The sequence below is a fragment of the Streptomyces fuscichromogenes genome (assembly GCF_014645815.1).
In the GTDB taxonomy this organism is placed as follows: Bacteria; Actinomycetota; Actinomycetes; order Streptomycetales; family Streptomycetaceae; genus Streptomyces; species Streptomyces fuscichromogenes.
The window spans coordinates 65,753-81,238 of sequence record NZ_BMML01000038.1; the positions used below are offsets into that span (position 1 = coordinate 65,753).

At 72.0% G+C, this 15,486-nt stretch carries 14 protein-coding genes and 1 pseudogene; 10 read left to right on the forward strand and 5 right to left on the reverse strand.

From position 1 onward, the window contains the following. The first annotated feature begins 144 nt into the window (after positions 1-144). Entirely contained in the window at positions 145-549 is a 405-nt protein-coding gene (gene melC1, locus IEZ11_RS45805; RefSeq protein ID WP_189269019.1) for an apotyrosinase chaperone MelC1, read from the forward strand. Between the two features lie 35 nt (positions 550-584). Continuing rightward, positions 585-1,415: a tyrosinase MelC2 gene (gene melC2, locus IEZ11_RS45810; RefSeq protein ID WP_189269020.1), complete on the forward strand. Its 831-nt coding sequence runs from the start codon at positions 585-587 to the stop codon at positions 1,413-1,415. On the opposite strand, the gene IEZ11_RS45815 is transcribed toward melC2, so the two are convergent. Together IEZ11_RS45815 and IEZ11_RS45820 are read right to left on the reverse strand one after the other, a co-directional pair. Continuing rightward, entirely contained in the window at positions 1,416-2,117 is a 702-nt protein-coding gene (locus tag IEZ11_RS45815; RefSeq protein WP_189269021.1) for a ribonuclease H family protein, read from the reverse strand. A 47-nt stretch (positions 2,118-2,164) separates the two neighbouring features. Next, on the reverse strand, positions 2,165-2,959 hold the full coding sequence (locus IEZ11_RS45820; protein WP_189269022.1) for a VOC family protein: 795 nt from the start codon (positions 2,957-2,959) through the stop codon (positions 2,165-2,167). Positions 2,960-3,108: 149 nt separating this feature from the next. On the opposite strand from IEZ11_RS45820, the gene IEZ11_RS45825 reads away from it, so the two are divergent. The 4 genes from IEZ11_RS45825 to IEZ11_RS45840 all read left to right on the forward strand — a co-directional run bounded on the left by IEZ11_RS45825 (position 3,109) and on the right by IEZ11_RS45840 (position 7,798). Then, the gene (locus IEZ11_RS45825) at positions 3,109-4,116 is read left to right on the forward strand and encodes a zinc-binding alcohol dehydrogenase family protein (protein ID WP_189269034.1); all 1,008 of its coding nucleotides are present in this window, start codon (positions 3,109-3,111) and stop codon (positions 4,114-4,116) included. A 228-nt stretch (positions 4,117-4,344) separates the two neighbouring features. Beyond that, a complete protein-coding gene (locus IEZ11_RS45830; RefSeq protein ID WP_189269023.1) occupies positions 4,345-5,787 on the forward strand; it encodes a family 2B encapsulin nanocompartment shell protein in 1,443 nt (480 codons plus the stop codon). Between the two features lie 17 nt (positions 5,788-5,804). Continuing rightward, positions 5,805-6,857 carry a family 2 encapsulin nanocompartment cargo protein terpene cyclase gene (locus IEZ11_RS45835; protein WP_189269024.1) on the forward strand — a complete coding sequence of 351 codons (1,053 nt, stop codon included), beginning with the start codon at positions 5,805-5,807 and terminating at the stop codon, positions 6,855-6,857. Positions 6,858-6,913: 56 nt separating this feature from the next. Beyond that, positions 6,914-7,798 (forward strand): geranyl diphosphate 2-C-methyltransferase, encoded by an 885-nt coding sequence (locus tag IEZ11_RS45840; protein ID WP_189269025.1) that lies wholly within the window; start codon positions 6,914-6,916, stop codon positions 7,796-7,798. A 57-nt stretch (positions 7,799-7,855) separates the two neighbouring features. Here IEZ11_RS45840 and IEZ11_RS45845 read toward each other — a convergent pair whose 3' ends face one another. Continuing rightward, a complete protein-coding gene (locus IEZ11_RS45845) occupies positions 7,856-8,338 on the reverse strand; it encodes a VOC family protein (protein ID WP_189269026.1) in 483 nt (160 codons plus the stop codon). Between the two features lie 153 nt (positions 8,339-8,491). On the opposite strand from IEZ11_RS45845, the gene IEZ11_RS45850 reads away from it, so the two are divergent. The 3 genes from IEZ11_RS45850 (at position 8,492) to IEZ11_RS45860 (ending at position 11,674) form a co-directional block, all read left to right on the forward strand. Beyond that, the gene (locus IEZ11_RS45850) at positions 8,492-9,697 is read left to right on the forward strand and encodes an epoxide hydrolase family protein (RefSeq protein ID WP_189269027.1); all 1,206 of its coding nucleotides are present in this window, start codon (positions 8,492-8,494) and stop codon (positions 9,695-9,697) included. Between the two features lie 62 nt (positions 9,698-9,759). Beyond that, a complete protein-coding gene (locus tag IEZ11_RS45855; protein WP_189269035.1) occupies positions 9,760-10,581 on the forward strand; it encodes a class I SAM-dependent methyltransferase in 822 nt (273 codons plus the stop codon). Positions 10,582-10,786: 205 nt separating this feature from the next. Further along, a complete protein-coding gene (locus IEZ11_RS45860) occupies positions 10,787-11,674 on the forward strand; it encodes an RNA polymerase sigma factor SigF (protein WP_189269036.1) in 888 nt (295 codons plus the stop codon). A gap of 94 nt (positions 11,675-11,768) precedes the next feature. On the opposite strand, the gene IEZ11_RS45865 is transcribed toward IEZ11_RS45860, so the two are convergent. Together IEZ11_RS45865 and IEZ11_RS45870 are read right to left on the reverse strand one after the other, a co-directional pair. Continuing rightward, positions 11,769-12,221: an ATP-binding protein gene (locus IEZ11_RS45865; RefSeq protein WP_189269028.1), complete on the reverse strand. Its 453-nt coding sequence runs from the start codon at positions 12,219-12,221 to the stop codon at positions 11,769-11,771. Positions 12,222-12,571: 350 nt separating this feature from the next. Continuing rightward, positions 12,572-13,894: pseudogene (locus IEZ11_RS45870) on the reverse strand (DUF6777 domain-containing protein); the annotation flags it as partial. A 196-nt stretch (positions 13,895-14,090) separates the two neighbouring features. On the opposite strand from IEZ11_RS45870, the gene IEZ11_RS45875 reads away from it, so the two are divergent. Further along, complete coding sequence (locus IEZ11_RS45875; protein WP_189269030.1) at positions 14,091-15,350, forward strand: streptophobe family protein; 1,260 nt, start codon at positions 14,091-14,093, stop codon at positions 15,348-15,350. The last annotated feature ends 136 nt before the right edge of the window (positions 15,351-15,486 follow it).

Genomic DNA, 15,486 nt, shown 5'->3' on the forward strand with positions numbered 1-15,486 from the left:
GCAAGATCATCTTTGTTCAATCCTGTATGACATGTAGTCAATTGTCCTGATCGCAGCCAACCCGATCCGGGCGATTTCTCCCGCTCCGGAACCGGCGGATAGGCATAGAGGGTCATCACCCGCACCCGTCACAGGAGCATCCGCATGCCCGAACTCACCCGCCGTCGCGCCCTCACCGCGGCGGCCGCGCTCGCCGCCGCGGCCGGCGTCCAGACCCGCGTCGCGCCCGGCGCCTCGGCCGCCGGCCACTCGCACGGGGGACCACTCGAACCCTTCGACGAGGTCTACCGGGGCCGCCGGATACAGGGCCGGCCGGCCGGGACCGGCGACATGGGCGGGATGGACGGAACGGGCGGTCACCACCACGGACACGGCACCGGATACGCGGTGTTCGTGGACGGCGTCGAACTGCACGTCATGCGGAACGCCGACGGCAGCTGGATCAGCGTGGTCAGCCACTACGACCCGGTCGCCACCCCGCGTGCCGCCGCGCGCGCCGCGGTCGACGAGTTGCAGGGCGCCGCGCTGCTGCCGTTCCTCGCCAACTGACCGCCCCGACCGACCGCACCAGGAGCACCCCGCACATGACCGTACGCAAGAACCAGGCCAGTCTGACCGCCGACGAGAAGCGGCGCTTCGTCGCCTCCGTCATCGAGCTGAAGCGCAGCGGGCGTTACGACGACTTCGTGCGCACGCACAACGCCTTCATCATGTCCGACACCGACGACTCGGAGCGCACCGGCCACCGCTCGCCGTCGTTCCTGCCCTGGCACCGCAGGTTCCTGCTCGACTTCGAGCAGGCCCTCCAGTCGGTGGACTCCTCCGTCGCACTCCCCTACTGGGACTGGAGCGCCGACCGGACCGTGCGTGCCGCGCTGTGGGCGCCGGACTTCCTCGGCGGCACCGGACGCAGTTCGGACGGGCGGGTGACGGACGGGCCGTTCGCCGCGGCCGCCGGGAACTGGCCGGTCAACGTCCGCGTGGACGGGCGTACTTATCTGCGCAGGTCGCTCGGGACGAGCGTGCGCGAGCTGCCGACCCGGGACGAGGTCGACTCGGTGCTGTCCATCGCGACCTACGACATGGCGCCCTGGAACAGCGCCTCCGACGGCTTCCGGAACCACCTGGAGGGCTGGCGCGGGGTCAACCTGCACAACAGGGTCCACGTCTGGGTCGGCGGCCAGATGGCCACCGGGGTCTCCCCCAACGACCCGGTGTTCTGGCTGCACCACGCCTTCATCGACAAGCTCTGGGCCCGCTGGCGGCGCCGGCACCCGGAGGCGGCCTATCTGCCGGGCGGGGGCACGCCGGACGTGGTGGACCTGGACGAGACGATGAAGCCGTGGAACGACGTGCGGCCGGCGGACCTGCTCGACCACACGAGGTTCTACACGTTCGACACACTGGAAGCCTGATCAGGCCTCCGCCGTGCGGCACTCCGGGTGGCCCCAGCCCTTCGGGTTCTTCGCGATGGACTCACCGGCCGCGTAGGAGCGGCCGCACAGGCAGCGGCCGGCGAACTTCGCCTTGATGGTGCGGGCCGAGGAGCCGCCCGCCGCGCTCTTGCGGGGCGCCGCCTTGCGGCGCGAGGCCGTCGCGGAGGCGGCGGGCGCCTGGGACGGCGGCGGCTCCGGGGAGCCGAGGGCGCTGCCCGCGGCCTCCTGGACCACGGCCGCCCGGCTGGCCGCGCGGTCGGCGAAGTCGTTCAGCGGGTCGCCGTCGACCTGGTGGGCGGGTACGTACCGGAAGTCGACCGTACGGCCGTCGAGGAGCTCGTCGATACGGACGACCAGGTCCTGGTTGGCGACCGGCTTGCCCGCGGAGGTCTTCCAGCCGTTGCGCTTCCAGCCGGGCAGCCAGGTGGTGACGGCCTTCATCGCGTACTGCGAGTCCATCCGCACCTCAAGCGGCACGTCCGGGGCGACGGCCGTCAGCAGCCGCTCCAGGGCGGTCAGTTCGGCCACGTTGTTGGTGGCCCTGCCGAGCGGCCCGGCCTCCCAGCGGGCCGGAGTCGCCGCGTCGTCGGACACCACCCAGGCCCAGCCGGCCGGTCCCGGGTTTCCCTTAGAAGCCCCGTCGCACGCGGCCACCACTCGTTCACGCATGCGCCCGATCATGCCACGGCCGGGCGGGGTGCCCGGCCGTGGTCCAGGATCAGCGCAGGTCAGACGTCCGTGGCCGACGGCATCTCGCCCTCGGTGGTCGTGACGTCGATCACCGAGAAATTGGCGCCCTGCGGGTCGCTGAGCGCCGCCATCCGTCCGAAGGGGCTGGTCATCGGCCCGAAGCGGAGCACCGCGCCGAGCTTGGTCGCCTTGGCGACGGCCTCGTCGCAGTCGGCGACGGTGAAGTACACGTTGACGTACGAGGGCACCTCGGGCGGGAAGTCGTCGGTCATCCGCATCCGGCCGAGCACGGGCTGCTCGCGGAGGTTGAAGGTGCGGAAGTCGACGTTGCCGTCCTCGATCTGCCGGACCGTGTAGGGGAAGACGCTCACGAGGAAGGGGTCGGCCTTCTCCGGCTCGCGGGTGAAGACCTCCGCCCAGCAGTAGGCGCCGGGCACCGCCGTGGCCTCGAAGCCCTCGTGGACGCCGCCCTGCCAGATGCCGAACACCGCGCCACTGGGCTCACGGGCCAGGCACATCGTGCCGAAGTCACCGACCTGCATCGGCTCCATCAGCACCTCGCCGCCGTTCGCCCGGATCCGCTCGGCGGTGGCCGCGGCGTCCGGCGAGGCGAGGTACAGGCACCACTGCGACTGCCCCTCCTGACCGGGCATGGGCGGTACGACGGCGGCGACCGCCTTGCCGTTCGCGTAGGCCTGGGTGTAGTTGCCGTACTCGGAGGACGACTCGCCGAAGGTCCAGCCGAGGACCTCGCCGTAGAAGCTCTTGGCCCCCTCCAGGTCGCTGAACATCGCGTCGGCCCAGCAGGGGGTTCCTTCAGGTTGTACCGCCATCTCCGCGGCCCTTCCGATCGAGCGGATTCTCCCGCTTCCTCACGCTAGTCACCGGGGAGTCCGCCCGCGCGCCGAACGCCGGACTCCGGCGGACACTGGGGAGGGGAGCGGGCGGCCTTCGGCGGACGGGGCGCGGCATGGCGGACGTGATGCGGGCGTGGTCGGTCGAGCGGCCCGGACCGGTCGAGGCGGATCCGCTGCGGCTGGTCGAACGGCCGCTGCCGGTGCCCGGGGCGGACGAGCTGCTGGTGCGGGTGCGGGCCTGCGGGGTGTGCCGCACCGATCTGCATGTCACCGAGGGCGATCTGCCGGTGCACCGGAGCGGGGTGACCCCGGGGCACCAGGTGGTCGGCACGGTCGCGGGGACGGGCGCCGGGGTCGTGGACTTCGCGGCCGGCGACCGGGTCGGGGTGGCCTGGCTGCGGCGTACCGACGGGAAGTGCGCGTACTGCCGGCGGGGCGCCGAGAACCTGTGCCCGCACTCGGAGTACACCGGCTGGGACGCCGACGGCGGTTACGCAGAGTACACGACCGTGCCCGCCGCTTTCGCCTACCGGCTGCCCGGTGCCCTCGACGACATCGCGCTCGCCCCGCTGCTGTGCGCCGGCATCATCGGTCACCGCGCGCTGCGCCGGGCCTCGCTCCCGCCGGGCGGGCGGCTCGGCCTGTACGGCTTCGGAGGCAGCGCCCACCTGTGCGCGCAGGTGGCGCTCGCCCAGGGCGCGCGGGTGCATGTGCTCACCCGGGGTGCCGAGGCGCGGCGGCTGGCCGTGCAGCTGGGCGCGGCCTCGGCGCGGGACGCCTACGAGGCGCCGCCCGAGCCGCTGGACAGCGCGATCCTGTTCGCGCCGGTCGGCGACCTGGTGCCGGTCGCGCTGCGCGCCCTGGACCGGGGCGGGGTGCTCGCGGTCGCGGGCATCCACCTCAGCGACGTACCGCCGCTGAACTACGAGCGCGAGCTGTTCTACGAGCGGGAACTGCGCAGCGTCACCTCCAACACCCGTGCCGACGGGCGGGAGTTCCTCGCCCTCGCCGAGCGGCACGGCGTGCGCGCGACCACCCACGCCTACCCGCTGTCCAAGGCCCCGCAGGCGCTGCGGGACCTGAAGGCCGGGCGCTTCGACGGGGCCGCGGTGCTGGTGAACGACCTTTCCTGAGCCCAACCCCCGCGCGGACCGGGCACGAGAGCGGGCGACCGGCGCACGATCGCGATACACCACCCTTTCCACCACGAACACCAGGTTTGCGCAACTAAGCCATGCAACCGCCCCTTTCGCGCCGTACCCGTAGATCACCAGGGCTGTTTGGCTTGTCCGTGCGCACCACCACCTCGCACACCACCGACCTTTCGGGTCACCGTTGTTCACCGCTCTGCTGGAGGGAAAGTGTCCACACCGGACAGCGTCATCGGTTCCGCCGTCGACGAGCCCGAGCCGGATCCGACCGCCGACGGGCAGCTCACCAGCCTGAGCACCCGGGCGGCACGCCAGCTCGCCACGACCACCAAGTCAGAGCCGCAGATGCAGGCCATCACCTCCCGGTGGCTGCTGAGGACACTGCCGTGGGTGGACGTCAGGGGCGGCACCTACCGGGTCAACCGGCGCCTCCAACTGCGTACCGGGCGGGGCCGGGTGAGCTTCGAGCACAACGGCGGGGACGACATCCGGGTCATCCCGCGGACCCTCACCGAGCTGCCGATCCTGCGCGGCTACGACGACCTGGAGGCGCTGACCGAGCTCGCCGGCCGGTTCCAGCCCCGCGAGGTCCGCGCCGGGCAGGTGCTGTTCGAGGCGGGGCAGCCGGTCACCGAGACCTACCTGGTGGTGCACGGCCGGTTCATCCGGTACGCGGCCGGCAAGTACGGCGAGGAGGAGATCGTCGGGGTCGTCACCGACGGCGACCAGATGGGCGACGAGGCGGTCGGCCAGACCGACCCGCTCTGGCTCACCTCGGTCCGGGCGGAGACGGCGGGCGTGGTCCTCGCGCTGCCGTGGGCGGTCACCGCGGAGATCATGGACCGGGTGCCGTCGCTCGGTGCCCATCTGCAGGCGTATGTCGACCGGCAGCGGCTGCCGATGAACCGCAAGGGCGAGGCCGAGGTGCCGGTACAGGCCGGCCACACCGGCGAGCCGACCCTCAAGGGCGGCTTCGTGGACTACGACCTCGCGCCGCGCGAGTACGAGTTGTCGCTCACCCAGACCGTGCTGCGGGTGCACTCCCGGGTCGCCGACCTCTACAACCACCCGATGGACCAGACCCGGCAGCAGTTGCGCCTCACGGTCGAGGAGATCCGCGAGCGCCAGGAGTGGGAGCTGGTCAACAACCGGGAGTTCGGACTCCTGCACAACATCGACTACGGGCAGCGGATCAGCTCGTTCACCGGTCCGCCGACCCCGGACGACATGGACGAGCTGATCTCCATGCGCCGCAAGACCAAGGTGATCCTGGCGCACCCCAAGGCGATCGCGGCCTTCTTCCGGCAGTGCAACCGGCGCGGCCTGGTACCGCCGTCCATTAACGTCGACGGGCACGAGATCCCGGCCTGGCGCGGGGTCCCGATCTACCCGTGCAACAAGATCCCGATCAGCGACGACCACACCAGCAGCATCATCGCGCTGCGCACCGGCGAGGCCGACCAGGGGGTCATCGGCCTCTACCAGACCGGTATCCCCGAGGAGTTCCAGCCCGGCCTGAACGTCCGCTTCATGGGCGTCAACGAGCAGGCCGTCGTCAACTACCTGGTCACCGCCTACTACTCGCTCGCCGTCCTGGTCCCCGACGCGGCCGGGATCCTGGAGAACGTCCAGCTCGGCCGCACCGCCGACTGACGGCCTGGAGCACATCCATGACCACGACCACCACCTCCTACGCCCTGCCGGGACCGCCGAACATCGCGGAGCGGCTGCGCCCGACCAGGCGCACCGGCGCGGTCCCCGGACTGCACTACCGTCCGGCGGTGCCCGCCGACCCGGAGAAGGCCGCCGAACTCGACCGCCGGCTGGAGGCCTGGGCCCGCGAGCTGGACCTGTTCCCCGCGGCCTGGAAGGGGGACTTCGCCGGCTTCCAGTTCGGCCGGGCCGTCGCCCTCCAGCATCCGGGCGGCCTCGACCTGGACCGGCTCACCGCCGCCGGCAAGCTGCTGCTCGCCGAGAACATCGTGGACTCCTGCTACTGCGAGGAGGATGAGGGGCGGGGCGGATCCCGGCGGGGTCTCGGCGGCCCGCTGATCATCGCCCAGTCGGCGCTCGACCCCTTCCACGGCATCCCGGAGCTGGAGGAGGAGTGGCGCGAGGGGATCCGGGCCGACGGCCCGCTGCGCTCGTACCAGCACGCCCTCGCGGACTACGCCGGCTTCGCCACGCCCAGCCAGACGGCCCGGTTCGTGCACGACATGGCCCGGCTGCACATGGGCTACCTGGGCGAGGCCGCGTGGATGGAGACCGGGTACGTACCGCGGGTCTGGGAGTACCTGGTGATGCGGCAGTTCAACAACTTCCGGCCGTGTCTGTCGCTCGTCGACGCGGTGGACGGCTACGAGCTGCCCGAGCAGATCTACTCCCGCCCGGAGGTCCAGCGCCTGACGGCCCTCGCCTGCAACGCCACCACGATCATGAACGACCTGTACTCCTTCACCAAGGAGCTGGCGAGCGACCCGGACCACCTGAACCTGCCCCAGGTGGTGGCCGCCAACGACCGGTGCGGGCTGAAGGCGGCGTATCTGAAGTCCGTCGACATCCACAACCGGATCATGGAGGCCTTCGAGGAGGAGTCGGCCGCGCTGGCCGCCACCTCGCCGCTGGTCGCGCGCTACGCCGAGGGGCTGGCCGCCTGGGTCGCCGGCAACCACGAGTGGCACGCCACCAACACCAACCGCTACCACCTGCCCGACTACTGGTAGCGCCGAGCCATCGCGAAGAACCGAAGCACCGTCAGAAACACGTCGAGGAGAACCTGTTGACGACCGCCCCTGTCGCTCGGAAGACCACCACGTCAGCCCCGGTACCGACCCAGTCCAGGTACCAGAACAGCGTCGCGGAGTACTGGAACGCCGAGGAGAACCCGGTCAACCTCGAACTCGGAAGGATCGACGACCTCTACCACCACCACTACGGCATCGGTGAGGCCGACTGGTCGGTGCTCGACGAGACCGATCCCGCGCTGCGCAAGGAGCGCGTCACCGGTGAGCTGCACCGTCTGGAGCACGCCCAGGCCGAGCTGCTCGCCTCCCACCTCGGCGCCCTCACCCCGGCGGACCGGGTCTTCGACGCGGGCTGTGGGCGCGGCGGCGGCAGCATCGTGGCGAACCTGCGGTACGGCTGCCACTCGGACGGGGTGACCATCTCCGCCAAACAGGCCGACTTCGCCAACGAGATGGCCCGCAAGCGCGAGGTCGGCGACAAGGTCCGCTACCACCACCGGAACATGCTGGACACCGGCTTCGAGACCGGCGCGTACGCCGCCTCGTGGAACAACGAGTCCACGATGTACGTCGAGCTGGAGCTGCTGTTCGCCGAGCACGCGCGGCTGCTGCGCCGCGGCGGCCGCTATGTGACGATCACAGGCTGCTACAACAACGCCTACGGGCAGGCGTCCCGTGAGGTGTCCCTGATCAACGCGCACTACATCTGCGACATCCACCCGAGGTCGGAGTACTTCCGGGCGATGGCCGCCAACCGACTGGTGCCGGTGCATGTGGAGGATCTCACCGCGGCGACGATCCCGTACTGGGAACTGCGCAAGCGGGCCGACCATCTGGTGACGGGGATCGAGGACGCGTTCCTCACCGCGTACAAGAACGGCAGCTTCCAGTACCTGCTGATCGTGGCCGACCGGGTCTGATCCTGCGGTGTGCACACGGGGGCGGTGTCCGCGGACACCGCCCCCGTTCCGTCCGGCTCACTCCCCCGCGTGGGCCTTCCGCAGCGCGGCGATGTCGAGCTTGCCCATGCCGTACATGGCCCGGGTGGTACGCGCGGCCTTCTCCGGGTCCGTGTCGCCGATCATCTCGATCAGCCCGTCCGGAATCACCTGCCAGGACACGCCGTACCTGTCCTTGAGCCAGCCGCAGGGGCCGGGCTCGCCGCCGTTCTCGGTGAGCTTGGCCCAGTAGTGGTCGACCTCCTCCTGGCCGGCGCAGTAGATCTGGAACGAGATCGCCTCGCTGAACCTGAACTGCGGTCCGCCGTTGATGGCGACGAACTTCTGCCCGTTGGCCGTGAAGTCGACGGCCAGCACGGACCCCGCCTCCCCCGGTCCGGCCTCGTTGTACCGGCCGACCTTCCCGATGCTGGAGTTCTTGAAGATCGACACGTAGTAGTGGGCGGCCTCCTCGGCCTGCCCGTCGAACCAGAGACACGTGGTGAATCCGTCGGTGGTCATGGACACCTCCTGGGAACGGGGAACGCGGTCATGTGTACCGACCGGTGCTCTCCAGGAAACTCATCGGTCAGCGCCCTTCAGGGGCGCGGGGAACTGCGCGACCAGCCCCCACGGCGCCGAAGACGACCGACGACCGCACCTAGCATCCCCACCATGACCTCTTCGTCGCCGGACATCACGCCCTTTCGTATCTCGATCCCCCAGACCGACCTCGACGACCTCCACGCCCGTCTGGACCGCACCCGCTGGCCGGCCGAGCTGCCCGGCGCGGGCTGGGCGTACGGCGTCCCCACGCCGTATCTGCGGGACCTCGCGCACTACTGGCGCCACGAGTACGACTGGCGCGCGGCGGAAGCGGAGCTCAACGCCTGGCCGCAGTTCACCACCACGGTCGACGGCACGAACGTGCACTTCGCCCACATCCGGTCCGCCGAGCCGGACGCCACCCCGCTGGTCGTCACGCACGGCTGGCCGGGTTCGATCGTGGAGTTCCTGGACGTGGTCGGCCCGCTCACGGATCCGGCGGCGCACGGCGGGGACCCGGCCGACGCCTTCCATGTGGTGCTGCCGAGCATCCCGGGGTTCGGGTTCTCCGGTCCGACGACGGAGTCCGGCTGGGAGGCGGGGCGGGTCGCGGACGCCTGGGCCGGGCTGATGCGCCGGCTGGGCTACGAGCGGTTCGGTGCGCAGGGCGGTGACTGGGGCGCGGCGATCTCCCGGGAACTGGGCCGGGCCCATCCCGGCCGGGTGATCGGCGTCCACCTCAACCTGCTGCCGGGCGCCCAGCAGGCCACCGAGCCCACGGCCGGAGAGCTGGCGGCCCTGGACGCCGAGGAGCGGGCGAACACCCTGGACTCCTGGCGCCGTTGGGCCGCCTGGTCCAAGGAGAGCACCGGGTACGCGATCCTCCAGAGCACCCGCCCGCACACGCCCGGGTACGCGCTCACGGACTCGCCGGTGGGGCAGCTCGCCTGGATCGTCGAGAAGTTCCGGGAGTGGACGGACTCCGCGGAGCTGCCGGAGGAGGCGGTGGACCGGGACCGGCTGCTGACCAACGTGATGCTCTACTGGCTCACCGGCACGGCCGCCTCGTCCGCACGGATCTACCACGAGCGGGCGCACGCCACCGGCGACCGGGCCGCCGCCCCCTCGGAGCCTTCCACGGCGCCGACCGCCCTCGCCCTGTTCCCGGCCGACCCCCAACGGCCGCTGCGGCACAAGGCGGACCGCACCGAGAACATCGTGCGCTGGACGGAATTCGACCGGGGCGGGCACTTCGCGGCGATGGAGGAGCCGGACCTGGTGGTGGGCGACGTCCGCGCGTTCTTCCGGCAGTTGCGGGACAAGCGCGAGGGCTGAGGCGCCGCCCGGCGGCCGGGGCCGGCGAAAAGCGCTGGCCCCGAGGGACCGGCAGCGGCATTCTGCCCTGCGTGGACGCACTGGAATTCAGGGTGAACGAACCGGGACTGCGGGACATCTTCGACGAGGACGCCGAGCGGTACGAGCGGGCCCGGCCCCGCTACCCCGCGTCGCTGACCGAGGAGTTGGTCCGGGCCACCGGGGCCGGGCCGGGCAGCCGGGTCCTGGAGATCGCTCCTGGCACCGGAAAGCTCACCGTCGACCTGGCCGGGGCCGGCTGCTCGATCACCGCTGTGGAGATCGGCCCGAACATGGCCGCCGTGGCCCGCCGCCGGCTGGCGGCGTTTCCCGCGGTGGACGTGGTGGTGGCGGCCTTCGAGGAGTGGGAGCTGCCGCCGGAGCCGTTCGACGCGGTGGTCTGCGCGACCGCCTTCCACTGGCTCGACCCGGCTGTCCGGCTGCCGAGGGCGGCGCGGGCGCTGCGCCCGGGCGGGCTGCTCGGCATCGTCTCCACGCACCATGTGGCGGGCGGCACCGAGGACTTCTTCGCCGAGGTCCAGGAGTGCTACGAGCGATGGGATCCGGCCACCCCGCCGGGTCTGCGACAGACCCGCGAGTCCGAGCTCGCGACCGACACGAGCGAGTTCACCGGCTCCCCGTACTTCACCGGCGTGGCCGTGCACGGCCACGCCCAGGAGATCACGTACACCACCGAGCAGTACCTCGACGTGCTGCTCACCTACTCCAACCACCGCGCTCTCCCGGCGGCCGACCGGAACGGGCTGCTCGCGGGCATCCGTGAGCTGATCGACTCCCGGTACGGCGGTGCCGTCACCAAGCGGTACTGGCACGAGCTGGTCACCGCGGTGCGCATCGGGGCGTAGCCCTCTCGTCCACCCGTCGTCACCGGATGTTTTGCGCCACCTCGGGGCACGGGACGCATGCGGCACGTCACCCCGGGTACCCGAGCTTCGAGGCACGCATGAGACGTCCGGTTCCGGGTACCCGGCCAGGGCGAACCCTGGACAGGGCCGGTACGACACCGGCCGAAGAGGCACCCGCCGAACCATGAGTGACCTGGGAGAGGAAATGAACACCGCCGGGATCCGGTCGGAAGCAGTGAACACCGCTCACCCCGTCGAGACGTGGTCGCCGGAGGGGGCACTGCCAGGAATCGAGGACCCGAGGGCCGTCGCCCCGCGCGACGCGCGCCAGCTGTCCCGCCAGTTCTTCCAGCGGCTCGGCGAGCTGGAGGAGGGCACGCCCGAGTACCAGTACGCCCGCAACACGCTCATCGAGATGAACATGTCGCTGGTGCGGTTCGCGGCCGGCCGGTTCCGCAACCGGGGCGACGACATGGAGGACATCGTCCAGACCGGGATGATCGGCCTGATCAAGGCCATCGACCGGTTCGAACTGTCGCGCGAGGTCGAGTTCACCTCCTTCGCGCTGCCGTACATCGTGGGCGAGATCAAGCGGTTCTTCCGCGACACCACCTGGGCGGTGCACGTGCCGCGCCGGCTCCAGGAACTGCGCGTGGAGCTGGCCAAGGCGCGTGAGGAGCTCTCCAGCCGCCTGGACCGGGAGCCGACCGTCGCGGAGCTCGCCACGCTCATGAACCTGACCGAGGACGAGGTGGTCGAGGGCCAGCTGGCCTCCAACGGCTACAACTCCTCCTCCCTGGACGCCGCGCTGACCGGGGACGGCCCGGACGGCGGCGAGGCGGTGCTGGCCGACTTCATCGGGGTCGAGGAGGCCGGGCTGCGGCTCGTGGAGGACTTCCAGTCGCTGGCCCCGCTCATGGCCGAGCTGAGCGAACGGGACCGGGAGATCATCCATCTGCGGTTCGTGGAGGAGGCCACCCAGGCGGAGATCGGCGAGCGGCTCGGCTGCTCCCAGATGCATGTCTCCCGCCTGATCAAGCGGATCATCGTACGACTGCGGCAGGGGATGCTGGGCGAGCTCGGCTGCGCCTGACGGCGGAATCGCGGGCGCCACCCCACACAGAGACATGGGGCGGCGCCCGCGGACGCTCCCCCTGACTTCCGGAGCCCGGACCCGGACCCCCGACTCACCCGGGAAAGCGGACCAGCGCGCGCACCCGCTTGCCGACCGGCACCCGCTCGGCACTCACCTCCGCGGCCACCGCATGGACGATCTCCAGCCCGTGCCGGCCGACCCGCTCGGGGTCCTTCGGAAAACGCCGGGGCAGGGCGGCGCTGCTGTCGTAGACGGAGACCAGCACCGCGCTGTCCGTGCCCTCCAGTTCGAGGATGTACGGGCCGTTGCTGTGCCGGTCCGCGTTGGTGACCAACTCGCTCACCACGAGGAGCAGCTCGCCGTCGGCCCGGGGGTCGATCGCGGCACACCACTCGGTCCTGAGCTGCTCCAGGAACCGGGCCGCGAAGTCCCGCGCCTCGGCGATGCAGCCGGGCTCGCCGGTGTAGTGCGCCGCGCGCCGCAGCGGCTCCACGGGTACGTCGAAGCCAGTCGGTATCACTGCCCCGCCCAGGTGTTCGATCATGCGTATCTCTCCAGGAGGCCGGCCCGGCCGGTCGCTGTTGCATCCATCCTCGTACCCCGAGTGCGCCCCGACAGTCCCCCGGAATGTTCGCCGAACGCGCACAAATCAGGTCGCGCTGGTCACGGTGCCGGCGAACCGGGGCCGCCCTGGGGTGCCCGGGGCACCGAGGACTCCGCCGACCGGGTGACCGGTCCGGGCGCCGCCGAACTGGGCGGGCCCTGCCGGGCCGAGGATGCCGGGGCCGCGGAGGACACCGCGGACCGGGGGCCGGGCGAGGCCGGGGACGGTGCGGCCGGCGACTGTGCGGAGGACGCGGGTCGGGAGGCCGGCCCCTGCGACTTCGGAGGCTGTGACCCCGGGGACTCGGTGCGGGGGGACGCGTTCTCCGTCTTCGGCGACTCGGTCTTCGGCGACTCGGACTTCGGCGACCCCGATGAAGGCGGCACGGAGGACGGCGGCTTCGAGGACGGCGGCTCGGACGACGACGGTTTCGACGGCGGCTTCGAGGACGGCGACTCGGACGACGACGGCTTCGAGGACGGTGACTGTGCAGCCGACGACTGCGAGGACGAGGCGTTCGAGGACGGTGGGCTCGACGGCGGGGACTTGGAGCCGTTCCCCGGGCCCGGCGACGTCGACGGGCCGGACGAGGACGGCGGGCACGGTGTCGTGCCGGGCGCCCCGGGCTTGCCGGAGCCGGGCGGGCAGCCCCCCTGGTGGGCCGGTGGCGGGTTCATGGGGGTCGGATCGGCCGGGGGCTTCGCCGGGCGGTCGTGATGCCCGGTGTGGTCGCCCTGGTGCCGGCCGAACCAGTCGTCGCGCTGGTGGTCGAAGACGACGAAGACCTTGATGACCTGTGCGGCGGGTGCGACGACGACCACGTTCGAGGGCCGGTAGGCGGGCCAGGCGGGGCCGCTGGTCCTCGGAGTGCTCTGCTGCGCGACCGGCGGGGTCAGCGGGTTGCCGCAGGCGCACCGCACCCGGGGCACGCCGTGCGCGTCGACCAGGACGGCGGTGCCCGCCTGGAGGACGGACTGGTAGGCGGTGGCGCTGCCGTCGCGGTAGCCGTGGCCGGTGACCCGGGTGTCCGCGCGCAGCTGTACGGGGGTGAGGGAGCGCAGATAGGCGGGGACACCGGACGGCTGGACGCCGACCTGCGCCGCGAACGCCTTGTTGCGGGCGGGCGAGGCCTGGAAGTACCTGACCTGCTTCTCGACGTCGCAGCTGGCGGTGTTCCGGGTGCCGCTGTAGAGACCGGGTGCCCCGCCGTCGACCCCGCGCACCTCGTTCGCCGGCGCGGCCGACGCCGCCGACGTGGCAGGGGTCGCGGACACCGGCCTGGTGGAGCTGTTCGTGGCGGTGGACTCGGTGAACGGGTCCTGTCCCGAGCTGGCGGCGGCCTGGAGGAAGACCTCGCCACGCTTGCCGGAGCTGTCGCCCGAACGGGTGAGGACCAAGGCCAGCGCCGCGGCGACCACCACCGCGGTGGTGAGCGTCGCGACCCGGGGCACGGACCTCCACCACGGCCGGTGCGGCTCGCCGCCCCGGCTGCCGCCTCCGGGCGGTCGCGAGGGAGGTTCGGAGGGAGGTCCGGAAGGTGGTCCGGAAGGCCCGGACAGGGGGCCGGAGGGGGGGCCTGTGGGGCGGCCGGACGACGGCGGTTCGACGCTCACGCGCTCATCTCCCCGGTGCGGTAAACGGCATTCATGAAAAATGCCTCATTTGGGGAACATCCAGCCCAATGTGCGCCGGGGCGCTGCCGCCCGCAAGCCGACGCGGACGGACCACCCGGCGCGCGGGGTGTCCGGGTGTTGCCTAGCGTGACAACGTGCGCCCCCGAATCGCCCCCGCATCGCCTCCGAGCGGCCGGTGACCGCGCCGGCCGGCCGGTCCGTGGCCCGGCACGGCTGGCCGCAGGCCCTGGCCGTGGTGCTGGCCGCGTCGATCGCCATGCTCGTGATGGCCGCGGCGGGGCTGTGGGCGGCGGGCGCGGCGGACCTGCCGAGGGGCGCCTTCCTGCCGGTGGTCCTCGCCACCGTGGTGACGGCGGTGGGCGGCACCGTCGAGCTGTCGGGGAACGCGGGCGAACTGGCCCGGACGAACGCCGGGCTGACGGTCGTACCGCTGTCGGTGACGCTGGCCGGGGCGCTGGCCGTGGGCGGGGGATTCCTGCGGCCGCTGCGGCTCCGGGCGGTGGCCGGGGCCGGGGAGCTGGCCGGGTGGGCGGCCCGGATCGCGGTGCTGTGGCTGCTCGCGCTGGTCGGTCTCGCGCTCGGTGCCCGGCACACCTTCGCGGTGGACGTGGGCAGCGGCGTGCTCAGTGACCTCACCGACGCGCTGGACACGGCACCCGAGGCGGGCTTCACCACGGATGTGCCGGTGACGGCCGTGTTCGGGCTGCTGTGGCTGGCGGGGATCCTGCTGCTGGCCCTGCTGGTGTCGCGCGGGGCTCCGCTGCCGGGGCGCCTGCTGCGCTTCCAGGCCTCGGTGCGCCCGGCGGCGTACGCGATGGTCGTCCTGGTGCTGGGGTACGTCGTGCTGGCCCTGGCGATCGCCCTGGTCACCATGGTCACCCGCGGGCATGCCAGGGAGACTCTCGCGGTGATCCTGCTCGGGCTGCCCAACCTGGCCTGGCCGGCCCTGACGCTCGGGCTCGGCGCCACCTGGCGGGGCAGGATCGACGGCCCGTTCGGGCTGCCGGTGCCGAAGGTGCTCGCCGAGGTGCTGCGCACGCCGGACGTCTCGACGCTGAACCTGCGCACCATCACCGCCCACGACGGCCGCTGGTGGTGGCTGGCCGGGGTGGCGGCGGTGTGCGTGCTGGCGGCCGCGTTCCTGGCGGCGGCCCGCTCCCCGGCCCGGATCCGCGCCTGGCAGCATGCCCTGCATCTGGCGGTCGCCCTCGCGCTGACGATGCTGACCCTGTGTCTGACCGGCCGGATCTCCGCCCACTACGGTCTCTCCCTGCTCGGTATCGGCGACCTGGGCGGGAATCTGTCGGGTGAGCTGCTGCTGGAGCCCGTGCTGTGGTCGGCGGTGGGCCTGGGGGCGCTGTGGGGTCTGGTCGCCGGGTTCCTGGGCGCGCTGCTGGCCCGCCCGGTGCACCGGCGGGGCGAGGTGACGGTCTGAGGACCCCGGGAGGGCTCCGCCGGTCCTGGGCCTGTCGTCACATTCCCGTCTGCCCGGCGACAGGCCCTAGCTGTATTGACCCGCAGCGTTGTTCACACGGGTGATCGGTGGCTGGCCGCCGAGTGCGGTGTGGCAG

Bases quoted from the DNA above. Each gene is read 5' to 3' on its own strand.
- melC1 (WP_189269019.1), top strand. From the start codon at position 145: ATGCCCGAACTCACCCGCCGTCGCGCCCTCACCGCGGCGGCCGCGCTC.
- melC2 (WP_189269020.1), top strand. From the start codon at position 585: ATGACCGTACGCAAGAACCAGGCCAGTCTGACCGCCGACGAGAAGCGG.
- IEZ11_RS45815 (WP_189269021.1), bottom strand. From the start codon at position 2,117: ATGATCGGGCGCATGCGTGAACGAGTGGTGGCCGCGTGCGACGGGGCT.
- IEZ11_RS45820 (WP_189269022.1), bottom strand. From the start codon at position 2,959: ATGGCGGTACAACCTGAAGGAACCCCCTGCTGGGCCGACGCGATGTTC.
- IEZ11_RS45825 (WP_189269034.1), top strand. From the start codon at position 3,109: ATGCGGGCGTGGTCGGTCGAGCGGCCCGGACCGGTCGAGGCGGATCCG.
- IEZ11_RS45835 (WP_189269024.1), top strand. From the start codon at position 5,805: ATGACCACGACCACCACCTCCTACGCCCTGCCGGGACCGCCGAACATC.
- IEZ11_RS45845 (WP_189269026.1), bottom strand. From the start codon at position 8,338: ATGACCACCGACGGATTCACCACGTGTCTCTGGTTCGACGGGCAGGCC.
- IEZ11_RS45850 (WP_189269027.1), top strand. From the start codon at position 8,492: ATGACCTCTTCGTCGCCGGACATCACGCCCTTTCGTATCTCGATCCCC.
- IEZ11_RS45860 (WP_189269036.1), top strand. From the start codon at position 10,787: ATGAACACCGCCGGGATCCGGTCGGAAGCAGTGAACACCGCTCACCCC.
- IEZ11_RS45865 (WP_189269028.1), bottom strand. From the start codon at position 12,221: ATGATCGAACACCTGGGCGGGGCAGTGATACCGACTGGCTTCGACGTA.